The following is a 20136-nucleotide window of genomic DNA, read 5'->3' on the forward strand; positions in this document are numbered from 1 at the left end:
TGGATGGAATCTTCCGGGGTTTGCCGAGTTATGGGCGATTGTGCCGTAGTTCTTGTCTGTTCGAGGTGGCGAAGCGACAGCCAAGCCCTCTACACTGGCTCATTCATTGAAACACGGAGGTCTTGTCATGCGGCGTGTGGTGTTCAATCAGAAAGGTGGGGTCGGCAAGTCGAGCATTGCCTGCAACCTGGCGGCGGTCAGCGCCAGCGAAGGCTATCGGACCCTGTTGGTGGACCTCGATGCCCAGGCCAACTCCACGCAATACCTGACCGGCCTGACCGGTGAAGACATTCCCATGGGGATCGCCGACTTCTTCAAGCAGACCCTGTCCTCCGGGCCTTTCTCGAAGAAGAACCAGGTCGACATCTACGAGACGCCGTTCGACAACCTGCATGTGATCACCGCCACTGCGGAGCTGGCCGACCTGCAGCCCAAGCTCGAGGCCAAGCACAAGATCAACAAGCTGCGCAAACTCCTGGAGGAGCTGGCCGAGAATTACGACCGGATCTACCTGGACACCCCGCCAGCGCTGAATTTCTATGCGGTTTCGGCGTTGATCGCTGCTGATCGCGTACTGATTCCTTTCGACTGCGACAGCTTCTCGCGCCAGGCGCTGTACGGCCTGCTGCAGGAAATCGAAGAGCTGAAGGAAGACCACAACGAAGACCTGCAGGTCGAGGGGATCGTGGTCAACCAGTTCCAGGCCCGCGCCAGCCTGCCGCAGCAGATGCTCGACAGCCTGATTGCCGACGGGCTACCGGTGCTGCCGGTGTACCTGGGCAGTTCGGTGAAGATGCGCGAGTCCCACGAGGCCAGCAAACCGCTGATCCACTTCGATCCGCGCCACAAGCTGACCCAGCAGTTCGTCGAGCTGCACAACCTGCTCGAAGAGAACGCCTAGACGGCGATACCCTGGCTGCGCAGCCAGGCCAGCAGTTGAGGGAGTGGAAACGCTCCGCTCTGCCGCGCGACTTCCCGGCCATTCCTGAACAGGATCAGGCTGGGAATCGAGCGAATACCCAATTGGGCTGACAACTGCTGGTTGGCTTCGCTGTCGAGCTTGGCCAGGCGGCATTTGCCGGCCAGTTGCGCGGCGGCCTGTTCGAACACCGGCGCAAACGACTTGCACGGCCCGCACCAATCCGCCCAGACGTCCAGCAACAGTGGCAGGTCGCCCTTGATCTGGCTGGCGTAGTCACCCTGGTTCAACTCGAAAGGTTTGTTCAGCAGCACCTCGCCCTTGCAGCGCCCGCATTTCGGCTGGTCGCCGAGGCGTTCGGCAGGCAGGCGGTTGAGGCCGTTGCAGTGGGGGCAGGGGATCAGCAGGGGGGCGGACATGAGAGGGCTCGCTGTAAGGGGCAATGTTGCCTATCTGGAGTCAGGCTGCGGCTTTATCAAGTTCGTTTGGGTTGTGTGGGATGGCAAACTGCGGTTTTGCATCCCGGTTTTCTTTCGCGGCAGATGAGGCACCGTTGAGTAGCCGTGAGGTGTGTTCGAGTGCGTGCTTGGCTGAGGTGCCCGGATGGACGGCCCGGTCATAGAGGAACCCGGCGCACCCGAAAGTGCACCACGCACAGCTGCCATAACGTGAATTTTGGGCACCGTCGTGCGTGAACGTAGCAGGGCAATGGTGCGTTCCCTCTATGAATAAACCCGGCCGTCAAACCGGATCACGAATACGTCGTGACTTGGCGAGAATCGGCATTGAAGGACAAAGGGGCAACTGCAAAGGTTGTTACGAAATGGGAGGGGATTTATACGGCGTTTTGTTGGACTCTATTTCACTTCGTCGGATGTCATGTACAGATACTCGCCTTGTCTGAACTGGGGTGCTACTTTTGTTGCACTTTCGGTTTCAAGCCGATTCACTCTGTTTGAACAGGAGAGTTACATGTCCGTCACTTCCAAAATTCGTCGTCAAGGTGGCGCTGCCGTCATGACCATTCCTCCTACCCTGCTGAAACTCCTGCACCTGGACGTAGGAGCGCAGCTTGAGTTGAAGGTGGTCGATGGCGAGTTGATTGCAAAACCGATGATTCGTCCTGCTCGCAAACGGTACTCCCTGACTGAGCTGCTTCAGGGGGCCGAGGCGATAGTGGAGTTGAACGCTGAAACCGCGTGGGCTCGTGAAGGTGACCCGGTTGGAAGGGAGATAGGTTGATGGTACGCAGGCAGGCCCCGCAGCGTGGTGATGTCTATTGGATTGATCCTAATCCGGTGGCTGGTCGAGAAATGATGAATCGCCACCGGTTTGTGGTCATCACTCCACGAGAAATCAACGCGTTGGGTGTCAGCATGACCGTTCCCATCACGACTGGCGGCTCGTTCAGTCGTAATTCCGGTCTGGCGGTTATCGTTACCGGCCATGAGACCAACGGCGTCGCCTTATGCAATCAGGTCCGCAGCTTCGATATCGAACAGCGCGTACGAGACGGTTCTGCCAAATTCATCGAGCGGTTGGACGATATCACGATGATGGATATCGTCTGCCGGGTGGTCAGCGTCATCGACCCCGAAGTGTGAGCCCTCAGGACGAACAACTGATCTCCAGGTGCTTGCCCCATTCCGGTGGCCGTTCGGCGTAGGCTTCCATCCCTGGCTGTTCCTCGAACGGTTGGCTCAGCACCGCGTGTAGCTGGCGTACTTCGGTGTAATCACCTTTTTCCGCCGTCTCAATGGCCCGCTGCGCCAGGTAGTTGCGCAGGATGTACAGCGGATTGACCGCATGCATGCGCGCCTGGCGCCGGGCTTCATCCTGGTCCGGCTCGCGGGCGACACGGGCGACATAGCGCTCGGCCCAGCTATCGAAGCCGCTGAGATCGATGAAGTCGTCGCGCAGGCGCGCCACCGCCAGCTGGGCCGGCTGGTCACCCAGGCGGCGGAAGAACAGGGTGTAGTCGACCCCGCCGACCTGCATCCGCTGCAGCAGCTCCTCCACCAGTTTCTGGTCGTCATCCTCGGCCGTGGTCAAGCCGAGGCGGCGGCGCATCAGGTCGAGGTAATGGGCCTGGTACAGCGGCAGGAACAGTCCGAGGGCTTCGCGCAGGGCCTCGACGCTGATGAACGGTGTCAGTGCCTGCGCCAGGGCGCTGAGGTTCCACTGGCCGATCGGCACCTGGTTGCTGAACGAGTAGCGGCCCTGGTCGTCGGAGTGGTTGCAGATGAAGTGGGCGTCGAAATCATCGAGGAAGGCGAAAGGACCGAAGTCGAAGGTGATGCCCAGAATCGACATGTTGTCGGTGTTCATCACGCCATGGCAGAAACCATAGGCCTGCCATTTGGCGATCAGTTCGGCGTTGCGCTCGACCACTTCGCGGAACATCGCCAGGTAGGGCTCCGGCTGTTCCAGGCAGTCGGGGAAGTGCTGCGCCAGCACGTGTTCGCCGAGCTGCTTTTGCTGTTCGGCCTGCTGGGTGTAGTAGAAGTACTCGAAATGGCCGAAGCGGATGTGGCTCGGGGCCAGGCGCAGGACCATCGCCGCGCGTTCCTGTCGTTCGCGCCAGACCGGCGTGTCCGAGCCGATCACGCACAGCGCGCGGCTGCTGGGGATGCCCAGGGCGTGCAGGGCCTCGGAGGCGAGGAACTCGCGGATAGAGGAGCGCAATACCGCGCGACCGTCACCCATGCGCGAGTAGGGTGTCTGGCCGGCGCCTTTCAGGTGCAGGTCCCAGTGTTCACCGGCGTCGTTGCGGACTTCACCGAGCAGCAGCCCGCGGCCGTCGCCCAGGCGCGGGTTGTAGGAGCCGAACTGGTGCCCCGAGTAGACCATCGCCCGGGGTTCGGCTTCGTCCCACAGCTTGTGGCCGCCGAACAGTTGGGCAAAGACCTCTTCTTCAGCGCTCGCCGGGTCCAGGTCGAGCAGGGCCATGGCCGCCGGGCTGGCCGCGACCAGGCGTGGGTTGTCGATGGGCTCGGGGAGCACATGGGTGGAAAAGGCATCGCCCAGGCGGGCGAAGCGGTTGTCGAAGGTCAGTTCGTCGAGGGCTTTCAACGGCCATCTCCAGCAGAATGTCCTAGTATTCTGCTGGGATTAGTGCGCTGATGCTAGTCGGGTTTCTTCTGTAGAGGCTGCTGAGGCTCTGTACCGGACTTGTTGGCCGGCACCAGGGTGTCCGCTTCGCCATCGACCGCGACCAGCTTGTACTCGTTGCCGTGCAGGTTCTTGAGATAGACCTCCATCTGCCGGAACGAGATATTGATGTGCTCTTTCTTGAATTCGCGGTTGATGAAGCGGTTGACCTCGTCGATCACCGGGTTGCGGTCGCCCAGGTCGCGAACATGCATGCGCAGCTCATGATCGAGGGTGCTTTCACCGAAGTTGAGGAAGTACACATGCGGTTCGGGCTCCTTGAGCACCCGCGGGTTATCGCGGGCGGCCTTGAGCAGCAGTTCCTTGACCCGATCCAGGTCGGAGCCGTAGTCCACGCCGAGCTTGAGGGTCACGCGGGTGACGGTGTCGGTCAGCGACCAGTTGATCAACTGCCCGGTGATGAAGGTCTTGTTCGGGACGATGATGTCCTTGCGATCGAAGTCGGTGATGGTGGTGGCGCGGATGCGGATCTTGCTCACCGTGCCCGACAGGGTGCCGATGGTGATGGTGTCGCCGATCCGTACCGGGCGCTCGAACAGGATCATGATGCCGGAGATGAAGTTGGCGAAGATTTCCTGCATGCCGAAACCCAGGCCTACGGAGAGCGCGGCCACCAGCCACTGCAGCTTGTCCCAGCTCACGCCGAGGGTCGACAGGGTCGAGACGAAGCCGATGCCGAGGATGATGTAGGACAGCAGGGTGGTGGTGGCGTAGGCACTGCCCTGGGCCAGGTCGAGCTTGGACAGCACCAGCACTTCCAGCAGGCCCGGCAGGTTGCGTGCCAGGGCCAGGGTGATACCGATGATCGCCAGGGCGCCGATCAGGTTGCCGAGGGTGATCGGCACCATGCTCATGGCTGCGCCGGTGCCGCTGGTGTATTCGTAGAGGGTGATGTTGTCCAGGTAGGAGAACACGGTGATCAGGTCCGACCAGACCCAGTACAGCGCCGCGACGAAACCGCCGAGCAGGGCCAGGCGGATCAGGCGCAGGGACTGCTGGTTGACCTGCTCGATATCCAGGGTCGGTTCCTCGACCACCGTTTCGCCGTCGCCCGCTTCCTTGGCGGCCTGGCGCTTGCTCAGGGCGCGCTGGTAGGCCAGGCGCCGGGCGGCGACTGCCAGTCCGCGCACGAAGGTGGCCTCGATCACCAGCCAGAACATCAGTAGGTACAGCGTGTCGATCAGCCGGTCGCTGAGCTTCAGCGCGGTGTAGTAGTAGCCAAAGCAGACCGCCACGAACAAGGCGATGGGCAGGGCCGTGAACAGCACGCCGATCAGTTTGCGGAACAGCGAGGCCTTGCCGTGGTTCGGGCTGCCCAGCAGCAGGCGGCTGAGCAGCCAGGCCATCAGTCCATAACAGGTCAGGACCACGCCGATGCCGAGCACGTCGTCGGCCAGCGACGCCGGCTGCAGCTCGGCCACGGCCACCACGGCCACCAGGGCCAGCACGACGAAGCCCAGGCGCCGGACCCAGCCCTGGAGGAATTCGACCTGGGGCTTCTCCCAGTGGAAATGCAGCTCGGCGACACCGCCTGGCGCCAGGACCCGGTAGGCGGTGTAGAACACCAGCCAGGCCTGGGAGATCTGCAGCAGCGCGGCGCCGAGGTTGGCATTCTGGCCGCGGGCGTCGATCTGCAGGGCGTAGCCGCACAGCGCCAGGGCCAGGGTGACCGGCATCGCCAGCAGCACGTTGACCAGGATCGCCAGCGGCGTATGCCACTGGCTGTCGCGCTTGAAGTGGCCGATGTCCTTGTGGACCTTGCTCAGTCGCCCGTACAGGTAGTTGCGTTTCCACAGCAGTCCGCCGATTACCAGCAGCAGCGGCAGGAACAGCAGCGGCCGTTGCAGCAGGCCGTCAGCCAGTTCGCTGATGCTGGACAGCCAGGGCAGCGTGGTGACCTGTTTCTGCAGGCGGTTGGGTACGCCTTCCATCCATTCCAGGTCCAGCGGCTTGTTGCTCGGAATCCAGAACATCTGTTCGTCGAGGGTCGCGCGCAGGCTCTGGGCGGTGCTGAGCAGCTGTTTCTGGTTCAACTGCAGGGTGATGGACTCGTTGAGCAGTGCGCTCAGCTCGCGGTTCAGGCGCTCCAGCAGGTCGCTGCGGGTCACGGCGAGATCGAGCAGGGTACGGCGCAGTTGCGGGGTGACCTGTTCCGGCGGCTGGGTCGCCAGCAGGTTGTCGACGTAGCTGGCCGGACTGCTGAGCAGCTCGCGTTGCTGGTTGACCTCGAACTGGTACAGGCGGATGTCGGCGATCTCGTCCGCCAGGTTCTTGTCGACCTTCAGGCGCGGCAGAGCCTGCTTCTGCTTGTAGAGGATCTTCGACAGCAGCAGGCTGCCCTTGAGTACGTTGATCTGCTCGTCCAGGGCCTGGTCGCTCTGGGTCACGCTGTCGAGCTGCTGCTTGGTCTGCAGGTTCTGCTGGGTCAGCTCGTTGAGGCGGTCGGTACTCTTGAGCAGGTAGTCGGAGAGCTTGAGGTTGGTCGCGCTCTCGGTCGCCAGCAGGCTGCTGTCGCCGGCCTTCTGCGCCTCGATCGATTGCTGGGTGACGGTCTGCTGGGACTGCGCCAGGCGCTTCTGGTTGATCAGCGTCTGCATGTCCTGGATTTCCTGTTCCAGGCGTGCGGTCTTTTCCATCAGCAGGTCGTGCTGGCTGTTGCCCAGGTCCTGCAACTGGCTGTTGCCTGCCAGCTCCTGGCGGCGCAGCGACACCAGGGCGTTGATCGAGGCCAGCTCGGCGTTCAACTGGTTGCGCTGGTCGCTGCTCAGGGTCTTGCCGTTGTCCTTGCCCAGCTTGAGCAGGGTGTTGATCTGCTGGATGCGGGTCTGGCTGTTGCTGATTTCCGACTGGGCCCGCTCGGGACGGGTCTGGGCGGTAATGATCAGGCTGTTGGCGTCGGCCAGGGCCTTTTGCAGTTCACCCTGCTGGGTGGTGCGTTCGGCCAGCAGTTGTTCCAGCTGCGGTACCGATTGGCTGGCATAGCGCTGGGCGACCGGAATCACCTTGGTGGCCTTCAGGCGGGTCAGCTCGCGCTGGTTCTCGCTGGTCTGGCGCGGGGCCTCGGCCACCTGCTGCTTGGTCGCGGCCAGGCGCTTGGTGTAGTCATCGGCGTTGGACAACCAGTTCAGCGTCTGCTGCAGCACCTGCTGCAGGGCTTTCTGGTCGGCATCCGGCAGCTTGCGATCGGCGATCTTGTCCAGGCTCTGCTGGACCGATTCGCTGGTGGGCGGCTCGGCAGCCTGCAATACGCCGACGGAAAGACTCAGGCCCAGCAGGGCCGCAAGGGAAACAGAGCGCAAGAAGGACATAGGTACCGGTCGAGCAAGGTAAGTCGGAAAGTGGGCAGTTTAGAGGAAGAGTCCCGGCCCTGGGCGACTTCCTTCGGGGAATCTGACGCCCACTTTGCCGATCTTGTTCCCGTCCATGACCGCCACGGTCCAGATGGTGTTGTTCCACTCGACCTGGTCGCCGACGATCGGTGCACCACCGACCTTGTGGGCGATGAAGCTGCCCAGCGGCGTGTTCGGGTCGTCGCCTTCGAGTTTCAGGCCATACAGGGCCGCGACCGCGCCCAGCTGGGCGTCGCCTTCGAGGACGAAGTCGCCGAAGAAGCGCAGGTCCAGGCCACGCTGTGGTGCCTGGCTGAACAGCTTGCCGAGGGCCGGCAGGTTGTGTTCGTGGCCGATGACACAGAGCAGGTCGCCTACTTCCAGGGTGGTGCTACCCGACGGATGGAGCAGTTGCTGGCCACGGAACAGCGCGGCGATCCGCGTGCCCTCGGGCATCTTCAGCTCGCGCAGGGCGGCGCCGATGCACCATTTTTCCGCACCGAGGCGATAGACGAACAGTTCCCACTCGCTGGTGACGTGCACTTCCAGCGCGGCCCGGGAAATCGGCGCCGGCTCCGGCGGTACGGTGACCTTGAGCAGCTTGGCCACCCACGGCAGGCTGGTGCCCTGCACCAACAGCGAGACCAGCACGATGAAGAACGCCAGGTTGAAGTACAGCTGCGCATGGGGCAGGCCGGCCATCAGCGGGAACACCGCGAGAATGATCGGCACCGCGCCACGCAGGCCAACCCAGGAAATGAAGGCTTTTTCCCGGCCATGGAAGGCGCGGAACGGCAGCAGGCCCACCACCACCGACAGGGGCCGGGCGAACAGGATCATCCACAGCGCCAGGCCCAGGGCCGGCAGGGCGATCGGCAGCAGGTCATGGGGGGTGACCAGCAGGCCCAGCACCAGGAACATGCCGATCTGTGCCAGCCAGGCCATGCCGTCGAGCATGTGCAGGATGCCATGGCGGCTACGCACCGGGCGGTTGCCGATCACCAGGCCGCACAGGTAGACCGCCAGGAACCCGCTGCCGTGCAGGGCGTTGGTCAGGGCGAAGACCACCAGGCCGCCGGCGATCACCAGGATCGGGTACAGACCGTTGGCCAGGTTGATGCGGTTGACCAGTTGCAGCATCAGCCAGCCGCCGCCGAGGCCTATGACCCCGCCAATGCCGAATTCGCGAATCAGGTGGCCGAGCAGGCTCCAGTGCAGGCCGGTCTGGCCGCTGGCGAGCATGTCGATCAGGGTCACGGTGAGAAACACCGCCATCGGGTCGTTACTGCCCGACTCGATTTCCAGGCTGGCGGTCACCCGTTCGTTGAGGCCCTTGCCGCCGAGCAGCGAGAACACCGCGGCGGCGTCGGTCGAGCCGACGATGGCGCCGATCAGCAGGCCCTGGATGATGTTCAGGTCGAACAGCCAGGCGGCGGCCATGCCGGTCAGTCCGGTGGTGATCAGCACACCGACCGTGGCCAGCGACAACGCTGGCCAGAGTGCTACCCGGAAGCTCGCCACCCGCGTGCGCAGGCCGCCGTCGAGCAGGATCACGGCGAGCGCGAGGTTGCCCACCAGGTAGGCGGTCGGGTAGTTGTCGAAGATGATGCCGCCGCCGTCGACACCGGCGGTCATGCCCACGGCAAGGATGATCACCAGGATCGGGATGCCCAGCCGTGAGGACAGGGAGCTGACCAGGATGCTTGCGCCTACCAGCAACGCGCCGATCAAGAACAGGCTGTTGATGGTCGTCGCATTCAAAGGCAGTACTCCAGAAAGCAGGAAAGGCGGGTGCGCAGACTGACTCCATGCAGTCTGCGTGCCAGCGATTCTAACCTGTTGAAATGTACCGCTGTCAAAAGCTTTAGAACCACTCCTCGTGCATCGACAGGCAGGTATCGTCCCGGGCTTGCAGAATCGCCAGTTCATGATGGCACCCAGGCACTTCCCAGGTGAGGAAGTAGCGCGCCGCCTGCAATTTGCCCTTGTAGAACGCCAGGTCGGCGGCGTTGCCCCTGGCCAGGCCTTCCTCGGCCCGCACTGCCTGCTCCAGCCAGCGCCAGCCGATCACCGTATGGCCGAAGGCCTTGAGGTACAGCGCCGAGTTGGCCAGGCCACTGTTGACCTTGCCCTGCGCCAGGTCGCCGAGCAGACCGATGGTCACCTCCTGGAGGCGGGCGAGCAGTTGCTCCAGCGGTTCGCGCAGGGCGTCCAGCGACGGGTGCGCGGCGGCGCGCCGGCCGGTGTCGGCGATCAGCCGGACCAGTTGCTTGAGGCCGGCACCACCGTTCTGCGCCAGCTTGCGGCCCAGCAGGTCGAGCGACTGGATGCCGTGGGTGCCTTCGTGGATCGGGTTCAGGCGGTTGTCGCGGTAATACTGTTCCACCGGGTATTCGCGGGTGTAGCCGTGGCCGCCGAGAATCTGGATCGCCAGTTCGTTGGCCTTCAGGCAGAACTCCGAGGGCCAGGACTTGACGATCGGGGTCAGCAGGTCGAGCAGTTCATGGGCCTGTTTGCGCTCGCTTTCCGACGCCAGGGTGGTGGTGTCGTCGAACAGGCGGGCGGCGTACAGGCCGAGGTCGAAGGCGCCTTCGACGTAGGCCTTCTGGGTCAACAGCATGCGCTTGACGTCGGCGTGCTGGATGATCGCCACCGGGGCGGTGTTCGGGTCCTTGCTGTCCGGCAGGCGGCCCTGCGGGCGCTCGCGTGCATAGTCCAGCGAGTACAGGTAGCCGGCGTAGCCGAGCATCACCGCGCCCATGCCGACGCCGATGCGCGCCTCGTTCATCATCTGGAACATATAGCTGAGGCCGTGGTGGGGCTTGCCCACCAGATAGCCGACACAGTTCCCGTTATCGCCGAAGTTCAGTGCGGTGGAGGTGGTGCCGCGCCAGCCCATCTTGTGGAACAGCCCGGCCAGCAGCACGTCGTTGCGCGGGCCGAGGCTGCCATCATCGTTGACGAGGAACTTGGGCACGATGAACAGCGAGATGCCCTTCACGCCGGGCGGAGCGTCCGGCAGCTTGGCCAGGACCATGTGCACGATGTTCTCCGACAGCGGGTGGTCGCCACCGGAAATGAAGATCTTGTTGCCCTTGAGCCGGTAGGTGCCGTCGGCGGTCGGTTCGGCGCGGGTGCGGATGTCGGCCAGCGAGGAGCCGGCGTGGGGTTCGGTCAACGCCATGGTGCCGAAGAAGCGCCCGTCGATCATTGGCTGCAGGAAACGCCGTTTCTGTTCGTCGCTGCCGAAACTCTCGATCAGGTTGGCCGCGCCCATGGTCAGGAACGGGTAGGAGGTCGAGGCGGCGTTGGCCGACTGGAAGTGCGCGAAGCAGGCCTGGGACAGCAAGGTCGGCAACTGCATGCCGCCGGCCTCGAAGCTGCGCGCGGCATTAAGGAAGCCGGCTTCGAGAAAGGCGTCCACCGCCGGCTTCACTTCCGGGATCAGGATCGCTTCGCCGTTTTCATAACGTGGCTCGTTTTCATCGTTCTTGCGGTTGTGTGGCGCGAAGAACTTCTCGGCAATGGTCCGGGCGGTGTCGAGGGCGGCATCGAAGGTTTCCCGTGAATGTTCGGCGAACCGCTCGCGGCGGGTCAGGCCTTCGGCATCGAGGACTTCGTACAGCTCGAAAGCCAGATTGCGGGAACTGAGCAGCGTCTCGGACATGGCGGCCTACCTTTGATGGGATGAGCCGAGTCTAGGTGGCTGAATGGATGGTGCCTAGCAAGATTGATCTGGGTGATGGAGGGTCAAAGCAGCGAGCGGGGCGAAAGCCTGGCACCCATTGCAGGTGCCAGGTTGTCCAGGTGGATCAGCCGATGGTCATCAGGCTGGCGTTGCCGCCAGCGGCCGCGGTGTTGACGCTCAGGGCCCGTTCGATGACCAGGCGTTCCAGCGCGATGGCGGTTTCACCCTGGGACAGGCCTTGCACGCCGACGATCGCGCCGGCTCGTTTCGCCACCTGCTGGCAGACGGCGCGCAACTGGTCGGAGTGGCCGTGATGCAGTACGGCATCGAACACCACTTCGTCCTTGTGCCAGTCGGCGACGCGCTGGATGCGCGCCTGCACTTCCTTCGGCAGGCGGGCGTACAGGGTCTTGCCCGGCTCGCCCTCCGGCCAGAGGGCCGAGCTGCCCACCGCCAGTACGGCAGCGAGCTGGGTCAGCAGGTCCGCTTCGAGCTCGGCCAGGCACAGCACGTGTTCGCGTGGCAGGATGGCGTAGCTGTTGCGCTCGCCGGTCGGGCCGACCAGGGCGCGGGTGATACCGCTCTGCGACTGGGTGGCGAAGCGTGCGCACAGGTCAGCCAGCTCCTGCTGCTGGTTGGCGGTGGCCCAGGCCTGCAGTGCGTTCAGCGGCTTGCCCAGGGCGGCGCGCAAGCGCACGTCCGGTGCAGTCTGCGCGTCGACGCGGGCAAAGGACTGCTCGATGGCATCGGCCGGGCGGGTCGACAGCAGGCGGTACAGGTACAGCGGGCCGCCGGCTTTCGGGCCGGTCCCCGACAGGCCCTCGCCACCGAACGGTTGAACACCGACCACGGCGCCGACGATGTTGCGGTTGACGTAGACGTTACCGGCATTGACGTTGTCGACCACCTTGGCGATGGTTTCGTCGATCCGGGTGTGCACGCCCAGCGTCAGGCCGTAGCCGCTGGCGTTGATCTGGTCGATCAGCTGGTCGATGTCCTTGCGCTTGTAGCGGACCACGTGCAGCACTGGGCCGAAGATTTCGCGCTTGAGTTCATCGAAGCTTTCCAGCTCGATCAGGGTCGGCATCACGAAGGTGCCGCGCTTGCATTCCTCGCCGTCGGCGATCGCCATCTGGTAGACGCTGCGACCTTTTTCGCGCATGCCCTGGATGTGTTTCTCGATGCCGGCCTTGGCCTCGGCGTCGATCACCGGGCCGATATCCACCGACAGGCGTTCCGGGTTGCCGAGGCGGGATTCGGCCATGGCGCCCTTGAGCATTTCGATCACGCGGTCGGCGGAGTCTTCCTGCAGGCACAGTACGCGCAAGGCCGAGCAGCGCTGGCCGGCGCTGTCGAAGGCCGAAGAGACCACGTCGATCACCACCTGCTCGGTCAGTGCCGAAGAGTCGACGATCATCGCGTTCTGTCCGCCGGTTTCGGCGATCAGCGGGATGGGGCGACCCTGGTTGTCCAGGCGTCCGGCGACGTTGCGTTGCAGCAGGCGGGCGACTTCGGTGGAACCGGTGAACATCACCCCCTTGACCCGCTCATCGCCGACCAGGCGCGCGCCAACGGTTTCACCGCGGCCCGGCAGCAGTTGCAATACCCCTTCCGGAATACCGGCTTCAAGCATCAGGCGTACGGCCTGGGCGGCGATCAGTGGGGTCTGCTCGGCCGGCTTGGCCAATACCGGGTTGCCGGCAGCCAGGGCGGCAGCGACCTGGCCGCTGAAGATCGCCAGCGGGAAGTTCCACGGGCTGATGCAGACCACCGGCCCCAGCGGGCGGTGAGCATCGTTGCTGAAGTCGTTGCGCGCCTGCACTGCGTAGTAGCGCAGGAAATCCACCGCCTCGCGGACTTCGGCGATGGCGTTGGCGTAGGTCTTGCCGGCTTCGCGGACCAGCAGGCCCATCAGTGGCTGGATCTCGCCTTCCATCAGGTCGGCGGCGCGCTCCAGGATCGCCGCGCGTTCGGCTGGCGGGGTGGCCTGCCAGATCGGCGCGGCATTGAGCGCGCACTGGATGGCGTTGTCGACGTCTTCGACATTGGCCTCCTGGACGTGACCGACCACGTCGCGATGATCCGAGGGGTTCAGCACCGGTGCCGGGTTTTCGTTGCTGGACACGCAGCCGAGCATCGGCGCGGCCTTCCAGGGGTTGTTGGCGGTGGCCAGCAAGGCGCAGGACAGCGACGCCAGGCGGTGTTCGTTGGCCATGTCGATGCCGGCCGAGTTGGCGCGCTCGGCGCCGTACAGCTCGCGCGGCAGGGCGATGCGTGGGTGTGGCAGGCCGAAACCGCCTTCCTGCAGGGCCATCTGCTCGATGCTGGCCACCGGATCGGCCACCAGTTCCTGGATGGACACGGACTGATCGGCGATGCGGTTGACGAACGAGGTGTTGGCACCGTTTTCCAGCAGGCGGCGCACCAGGTAGGCCAGCAGGGTTTCGTGGGTGCCGACCGGTGCATAGACGCGGCACGGGCGGTTCAGCTTGCCTTCGGCAACCTTGCCCACCACCTGCTCGTAGAGCGGCTCGCCCATGCCGTGCAGGCACTGGAACTCGTACTGGCCGGGGTAATAGTTCTGTCCGGCGATATGGTAGATCGCCGACAGGGTGTGGGCGTTGTGTGTCGCGAACTGCGGGTAGATGACTTCCGGCACCGAGAGCAGTTTGCGTGCGCAGGCAATGTAGGACACGTCGGTGTACACCTTGCGGGTGTACACCGGGTAGCCCTCCAGGCCTTCGACCTGGGCGCGCTTGATCTCGCTGTCCCAGTAGGCGCCTTTCACCAGGCGGATCATCAGGCGATGACGGCTGCGGCGAGCCAGGTCGATCACGTAGTCGATCACGTACGGGCAACGCTTCTGGTAGGCCTGGATGACGAAGCCGATGCCGTTCCAGCCACTGAGCTGCGGCTCGAAGCACAGGCGCTCGAGCAGATCCAGGGACAGTTCCAGGCGATCGGCTTCCTCGGCGTCGATGTTCAGGCCGATGTCGTACTGCTTGGCCAGCAGGGTCAGCGACAGCAGGCGCGGGTACAGCTCTTCCATGACCCGCTCGTACTGGGCGCGGCTGTAGCGTGGGTGCAGGGCCGAGAGCTTGATGGAGATGCCCGGGCCTTCATAGATGCCGCGACCGTGGGAGGCCTTGCCGATGGCATGGATGGCCTGTTCGTAGGATGCCAGGTACTTCTGTGCGTCGTGCTCGGTCAGCGCCGCTTCGCCGAGCATGTCGTAAGAGTAGCGGAACCCTTTGCTTTCGAACTTGCTGGCATTGGCCAGGGCTTCGGCGATGGTTTCGCCGGTGACGAACTGCTCGCCCATCAGGCGCATGGCCATGTCGACGCCCTTGCGGATCATCGGTTCGCCGCTCTTGCCGATGATGCGGCTCAGGGACGAGGTCAGGCCTGCCTCGTTGTGGGTCGAGACCAGCTTGCCGGTCAGCAGCAGGCCCCAGGTGGCGGCGTTGACGAACAGCGACGGGCTGTTGCCCAGGTGTGGCTGCCAGTTGCCGGTGCTGATCTTGTCGCGGATCAGTGCGTCGCGGGTGCCCTTGTCGGGAATCCGCAGCAGGGCTTCGGCCAGGCACATCAGGGCCACGCCTTCCTGGGACGATAGGGAGAACTCCTGCAGCAGCCCCTGGACGATGCCGGCCCGGCCGCCCGCGCTTTTCTGATTGCGCAGTTTCTCGGCGATGCTCGCGGCCAGCTTGTTGGTGGCTTCGGCGGTGGCCGCCGGCAGGCGGGCCTGCTCCAGCAGCATCGGTACCACTTCGGGCTCGGGGCGACGGTAGGCGGCGGTGATGGCGGCACGCAGTACCGATTGTGGCAGGATGCTCTCGGCGAACTCGAGGAAACACTGGTGGCTGTGGTCAGCCTGGATTTCACCGGCGTCGTCGGCTTCGCCGCGTGGCAGGCCACTGAGTTCGCTCAGGGTTGCACCGCTCTCGAGCTTCTCCAGGTAGTTGAAGATGGCCTGCTTTATCAGCCAGTGCGGGGTGCGGTCTATCGAATGGGCGGCGGCCTTCAGGCGCTCGCGGGTCGGGTCGTCGAGCTTGACCCCCAGGGTGGTGGTAGCCATTTTTCTTATCCTCGTGGTTGCCACGACCGTGTGGCGTCAGTTGGCCGAAAGATTAGCTCTGGGTTGCAATAGGTGCAACCTGGCGCAACCCATTTTTTTGTCGAAACCCTGTGCGGTTTGGCAGGGACCGGTTTCCTGGGTTTTGGTGCATGGCAGGTTGTTTCCAGTTTTTCCCAGGCCGTCAGGGACTTACGAGGCGGGGAGGCGTAAAGGCTTGTGGGAAAAATTGGAAAGCCCCTAAGGTGCAACTTGTCGGGGTAAAACAGGTTGCGCCTCGTTCGTATTGTTGAATAGCATGCTCGGTCGAGGTGCAACCTCCTACGAAGGAAAGCACCGGCTGGTGATTTTCCTGGGAAAACATCGGTCATGAATGCCCGGTCCGTTTAACCGTCTGACAAGCCTTGTCGTTTTGTCGGTCGCGGATCGCCGCTGAATAAAAACAATGCCAGGGCTTTTTGAATGAGCGTAAGTAACCCAACCCTGATCACCTTCGTGATCTACATCGCAGCGATGGTCCTGATCGGACTGATGGCCTATCGCTCCACCAACAATCTTTCCGACTACATTCTCGGTGGCCGCAGTCTTGGCAGTGTCGTGACCGCGCTTTCGGCTGGTGCCTCCGACATGAGCGGCTGGCTGCTGATGGGGCTGCCGGGTGCGATCTACATGTCGGGCCTGTCCGAGAGCTGGATCGCCATCGGCCTGATCGTCGGGGCCTACCTGAACTGGCTGTTCGTTGCCGGGCGCCTGCGGGTCCAGACCGAGCACAACGGTGACGCGTTGACTCTGCCGGACTACTTCTCCAGCCGCTTCGAAGACCACAGCGGGCTGCTGCGGGTAATCGCGGCCATCGTGATCCTAGTGTTCTTCACCATCTACTGCGCCTCCGGCATCGTCGCCGGCGCCCGCCTGTTCGAAAGCACCTTTGGCATGTCCTACAGCACTGCCTTGTGGGCCGGTGCGGCAGCGACCATCGCCTACACCTTCATCGGTGGTTTCCTGGCGGTCAGCTGGACCGACACCGTGCAGGCCACGCTGATGATCTTCGCGCTGATCCTCACGCCGATCATCGTGTTGCTGGCCACGGGGGGTGTCGACACCACCTTCCTGGCGATCGAGGCCCAGGATCCCGGCCATTTCGACATGCTGCGCAATACCACCTTCATCGGCATCATCTCGCTGATGGGCTGGGGCCTGGGCTACTTCGGCCAGCCGCACATCCTGGCGCGCTTCATGGCGGCGGACTCGGTCAAGTCGATCGCCAATGCCCGGCGCATTTCCATGACCTGGATGATCCTGTGCCTGGGTGGCACCGTAGCGGTCGGTTTCTTCGGTATCGCCTACTTTTCGGCGCACCCCGAGGTCGCCGGGCCGGTCAGCGAAAACCATGAGCGGGTGTTCATCGAGCTGGCGAAGCTCCTGTTCAATCCCTGGATAGCCGGTGTGCTGCTGTCGGCGATCCTGGCGGCGGTGATGAGTACCCTCAGCTGCCAGCTGCTGGTGTGTTCCAGTGCGCTGACCGAGGACTTCTACAAGGCGTTCCTGCGCAAGTCCGCTTCGCAGCTTGAGCTGGTGTGGGTCGGTCGGGCCATGGTGTTGCTGGTCGCGGTGATTGCCATCGCCCTGGCCGCCAACCCCGAGAACCGCGTGCTGGGTCTGGTGAGTTATGCCTGGGCAGGCTTCGGTGCAGCCTTCGGCCCGGTGGTGCTGATTTCGGTGATCTGGAAGGACATGACCCGCAATGGCGCGTTGGCCGGCATTCTGGTCGGCGCGATCACCGTGATCGTCTGGAAGCAGCTCAACCTGCTGGGGCTGTACGAAATCATTCCGGGCTTCATCTTCGCCAGCATCGCGATCTACGTGGTCAGCAAGATGGGCAAGCCTTCGGCGCAGATGCTCCAGCGTTTCGCGGCAGCGGAGAAGCAGTTCCGCGAGGAACATTGATCCGTGGGATAGGGCGGCAAGCCCTCTAGCTGCAAGGCGGCCCGTCTCCCTGGAGGCGGGCCGCCGCGTTTCAGGCCCGCAGTGCCTGCTCCAGGTCTTCGAGCAGGTCCTCGATGGCCTCGATGCCGACCGACAGGCGAATCATTTCCGGCTTCACGCCGGCCTTGGCCTGCTCTTGTTCGGTCATCTGCCGGTGGGTGGTGGAGGCCGGATGGCAGGCCAGTGACTTGGCGTCGCCGATGTTCACCAGGCGCTTGAAGATCTGAAGGGCGTCGTAGAAGCGCACGCCGGCCTCGTAGCCGCCCTTAAGGCCGAACGAGAGGATCGCCGACGGCTTGCCCTTCATGTACTTGTGCGCCAGCTCATGGTGTGGGTGGTCCGGCAGGCCGGCGTAGCTGACCCAGGCGACCTGTTCGTGGGCCTTGAGGAACTTCGCCACCCTGAGCGCATTCTCGGTGTGGCGCTCCATGCGCAGGGCCAGGGTTTCCAGGCCCTGCAGCAGCAGGAAGGCATTCATTGGCGCCAGCGCCGCGCCGGTATTGCGCAATGGTACGGTGCGCGCGCGGGCGATGAACGCCGCCGGGCCGAACTTCTCGGTGTAGACCACGCCGTGGTAGGCCGCCTCCGGGGTATTCAGGCCGGGAAATTTCTGCGGATGGTCGGCCCAGGGGAAGGTGCCCGCGTCGACGATCACCCCGCCCAGGGCGTTGCCGTGGCCGCCGACATACTTGGTAACCGAATGTACGACGATGTCGGCACCGAACAGGATCGGCTTGCACAGGATCGGCGTCGCCACCGTGTTGTCGACCATCAGCGGTACGCCATGGGCGTGGGCGACCTGGGCGAAACTTTCGAGATCGACGATGTTGCCCGCCGGATTGCCGATACTTTCGCAATAGACCAGTCGAGTGTTCTCGTCGATCAGTTCGGCGACGGCCTCGGGCGAGTCGTCGCGCGCAAACCGTACCTCGACGCCGAAGCTGGGCAGCAGATGGGCGAACAGGGTGTAGGTGCCGCCGTAGAGTTGCGGCGTGGAGACGATATTGTCGCCGGCGCGGGTCAGGGTCTGGATCGCGTAGTGGATCGCCGCGCTGCCGGCGGATACGGCCAGGGCGGCGATGCCGCCTTCCAGCGCTGCCAGGCGCTGTTCGAGCACGTCGTTGGTGGGGTTCATGATCCGGGTGTAGATGTTGCCCGGGACATCGAGGTTGAACAGGTCGGCGCCGTGCTGGGCGTTGTCGAACTCGAAGGCGACGTTCTGGTAGATGGGCACGGCCACGGCCTTGGTGGTCGGGTCCGACTTGAAACCGTGATGGAGCGCAATCGTTGCGTCTTTCATAAAGTCTCGACTCAGTGAAATTCCATTAATTGAGCAGTGCCGGGCAGCTGCGGTCGCCTAATGGTCTCGTGTGCCTGAGTCGCCAGTGACCTCGGGTGTGGTGCCCGAGATCGGACCGCATACCGGTGCGCCAGTGTCCGCTACTGGCGCAACATCGGCAAGTGATCCAGCTCAAGCCGGCTCGTTGTCCGCCTGATTGACGAAGATCAGCACGCCAAGCAGGGCCATGTAGAACCTGAAGGCCGCCTCCTGGCCATTCCAGATCTTCGATTGCCACATCAGGAACCATTCGCCCCCGACCACCATGAAGCCGAAGAACCACACCAGGAAGCCCAGGGTCGCTCCGGCGATAACGCCTTTCTTCGCCCGGGCGAAGCGGGTGGCATCGGCCCGCCGGGCCCGCCACAGCGCCCCTGCGCCAAGGGCCAGCAGCACGCAGGTGAGCCCTTCTCCGAGGATGATCAGCCAGTAGGCGGCGTGCCATAGGGCTGGGGTGCTGATTGCCCGGTACATCGCGGCGTTGTCCGGGAAGGTGGTGTCCATGCTCAGCACGTGGCTGACGAAGGCGAAGTTGGAGGCGTAGTCGCTGATGTTGTTGAAGGTGACCATGAAGGCGAAGGCGGCGAGCGCCAGGCTCATGATGATTTTGGCGTAGCGGGTGGTCATCGTTTCGAATCCTTCGAGTGGGAGGACGCGACGTTATCATGGGCGCTCCCGGCGAGTCTGTCGGCAACGGACCTGCCGCCTGTACGTTGCGACCTGACGGCGGGTGGTGCACAGGGTAAACTTCGCCTCCTTCGCAGGAGTTGCCATGAATTACCGTCACGCCTTCCACGCCGGCAACCACGCCGACGTCCTGAAACACCTGGTCCTGACCCGCCTGATCGCCCTGATGGCGCGCAAGGAGCAGCCGTTCGCCTATCTCGACAGCCACGCCGGTATCGGCCTGTACGACCTCAAGGGCGACCAGGCCAGTCGTACCGGCGAGTACCTGGAGGGGATCGCCCGCCTGTGGGCGGAGCAGGACCTGCCCGCGGTGACCGCCGATTACCTGCGGGTGCTGCACGAGATGAACCCCGATGGCGAGTTGCGCTACTACCCGGGGTCGCCGGAACTGGCGCGGCGCCTGACCCGTGCGCAGGACCGCGTGCTGATCAACGAGAAGCATCCGGAAGACGGCAAGCTGCTCAAGGACAACATGAAGAGCGACCGTCGCGTGGCCGTGCACCTGGGCGAGGGCTGGCACCTGGCGCGGGCCCTGCTGCCGGTGGCGGAAAAGCGTGCGGTGATGCTGATCGACCCGCCGTTCGAGCAGTTGGACGAGATGCAGCGCTGTGCCGCCTCGCTCAAGGAAGCGATCGGCCGCATGCGCCAGACGGTGGCGGCGATCTGGTATCCGATCAAGGACCAGCGCGCGCTGAAGCGTTTCTACCAGGACCTGGCCGGCACCGGCGCGCCGAAACTGTTGCGCGTGGAATTGCTGGTGCATCCGCTGGACACGCCGGCGAGCCTGAACGGATCGGGGCTGGCGATTGCCAATCCGCCGTGGGGGCTTGAGGAGGAGTTGCGTGAGCTGTTGCCGTGGTTGGCGCAGAAGCTGGCGCAAACCCAGGGTGACTGGCGGATGGATTGGCTGATTGCCGAGTAGTCTGTCTCTGTCTGGCAGAG

The 20136-nt window shown here is 63.8% G+C and carries 13 protein-coding genes; 5 read left to right on the forward strand and 8 right to left on the reverse strand.

Features of this window, described 5'->3' with window-relative positions; translation table 11 throughout:
* The first annotated feature begins 127 nt into the window (after positions 1-127).
* Positions 128-901 carry a ParA family protein gene (locus tag HU752_RS03255; RefSeq protein ID WP_186683242.1) on the forward strand — a complete coding sequence of 258 codons (774 nt, stop codon included), beginning with the start codon at positions 128-130 and terminating at the stop codon, positions 899-901.
* On the opposite strand, the gene trxC is transcribed toward HU752_RS03255, so the two are convergent.
* On the reverse strand, positions 898-1338 hold the full coding sequence (trxC, locus tag HU752_RS03260) for a thioredoxin TrxC (RefSeq protein ID WP_186683244.1): 441 nt from the start codon (positions 1336-1338) through the stop codon (positions 898-900). The genes HU752_RS03255 and trxC overlap by 4 nt on opposite strands.
* 553 nt (positions 1339-1891) lie before the next feature.
* On the opposite strand from trxC, the gene mazE reads away from it, so the two are divergent.
* Both mazE and mazF read left to right on the forward strand, forming a co-directional pair.
* Positions 1892-2161 carry a type II toxin-antitoxin system antitoxin MazE gene (gene mazE / locus HU752_RS03265; RefSeq protein WP_186683245.1) on the forward strand — a complete coding sequence of 90 codons (270 nt, stop codon included), beginning with the start codon at positions 1892-1894 and terminating at the stop codon, positions 2159-2161.
* Positions 2161-2523 carry a type II toxin-antitoxin system toxin MazF gene (gene mazF, locus HU752_RS03270; RefSeq protein ID WP_186683247.1) on the forward strand — a complete coding sequence of 121 codons (363 nt, stop codon included), beginning with the start codon at positions 2161-2163 and terminating at the stop codon, positions 2521-2523. Before mazE ends, mazF begins: the two co-directional genes overlap by 1 nt.
* A 4-nt stretch (positions 2524-2527) precedes the next feature.
* Here the strand turns inward: mazF and selO are convergent, their stop codons facing one another.
* The 5 genes from selO to putA all read right to left on the reverse strand — a co-directional run bounded on the left by selO (position 2528) and on the right by putA (position 15185).
* Complete coding sequence (selO, locus tag HU752_RS03275) at positions 2528-3991, reverse strand: protein adenylyltransferase SelO (RefSeq protein ID WP_186683249.1); 1464 nt, start codon at positions 3989-3991, stop codon at positions 2528-2530.
* 53 nt (positions 3992-4044) lie between these two features.
* A complete protein-coding gene (mscK, locus tag HU752_RS03280; protein ID WP_186683251.1) occupies positions 4045-7398 on the reverse strand; it encodes a mechanosensitive channel MscK in 3354 nt (1117 codons plus the stop codon).
* Positions 7399-7437: 39 nt separating this feature from the next.
* Positions 7438-9180, reverse strand: coding sequence for a potassium/proton antiporter (locus tag HU752_RS03285; protein WP_186683253.1), 1743 nt, complete (start codon positions 9178-9180; stop codon positions 7438-7440).
* A 103-nt stretch (positions 9181-9283) separates the two neighbouring features.
* Positions 9284-11086: an acyl-CoA dehydrogenase gene (locus HU752_RS03290; RefSeq protein ID WP_186683255.1), complete on the reverse strand. Its 1803-nt coding sequence runs from the start codon at positions 11084-11086 to the stop codon at positions 9284-9286.
* A 145-nt stretch (positions 11087-11231) separates the two neighbouring features.
* A complete protein-coding gene (gene putA / locus HU752_RS03295; RefSeq protein WP_186683256.1) occupies positions 11232-15185 on the reverse strand; it encodes a trifunctional transcriptional regulator/proline dehydrogenase/L-glutamate gamma-semialdehyde dehydrogenase in 3954 nt (1317 codons plus the stop codon).
* Positions 15186-15644: 459 nt separating this feature from the next.
* On the opposite strand from putA, the gene putP reads away from it, so the two are divergent.
* Entirely contained in the window at positions 15645-17129 is a 1485-nt protein-coding gene (gene putP / locus HU752_RS03300; protein WP_186683258.1) for a sodium/proline symporter PutP, read from the forward strand.
* A gap of 70 nt (positions 17130-17199) precedes the next feature.
* Here the strand turns inward: putP and HU752_RS03305 are convergent, their stop codons facing one another.
* The gene (locus HU752_RS03305; RefSeq protein ID WP_186683260.1) at positions 17200-18468 is read right to left on the reverse strand and encodes an O-acetylhomoserine aminocarboxypropyltransferase/cysteine synthase family protein; all 1269 of its coding nucleotides are present in this window, start codon (positions 18466-18468) and stop codon (positions 17200-17202) included.
* 171 nt (positions 18469-18639) lie between these two features.
* Positions 18640-19134, reverse strand: a complete 495-nt coding sequence (locus tag HU752_RS03310) for a DUF2165 family protein (RefSeq protein WP_186683262.1) — start codon at positions 19132-19134, stop codon at positions 18640-18642.
* A gap of 145 nt (positions 19135-19279) precedes the next feature.
* On the opposite strand from HU752_RS03310, the gene HU752_RS03315 reads away from it, so the two are divergent.
* Entirely contained in the window at positions 19280-20116 is an 837-nt protein-coding gene (locus HU752_RS03315) for a 23S rRNA (adenine(2030)-N(6))-methyltransferase RlmJ (protein ID WP_186683264.1), read from the forward strand.
* The last annotated feature ends 20 nt before the right edge of the window (positions 20117-20136 follow it).

Source organism: Pseudomonas vanderleydeniana, from assembly GCF_014268755.2.
In the GTDB taxonomy this organism is placed as follows: Bacteria; Pseudomonadota; Gammaproteobacteria; order Pseudomonadales; family Pseudomonadaceae; genus Aquipseudomonas; species Aquipseudomonas vanderleydeniana.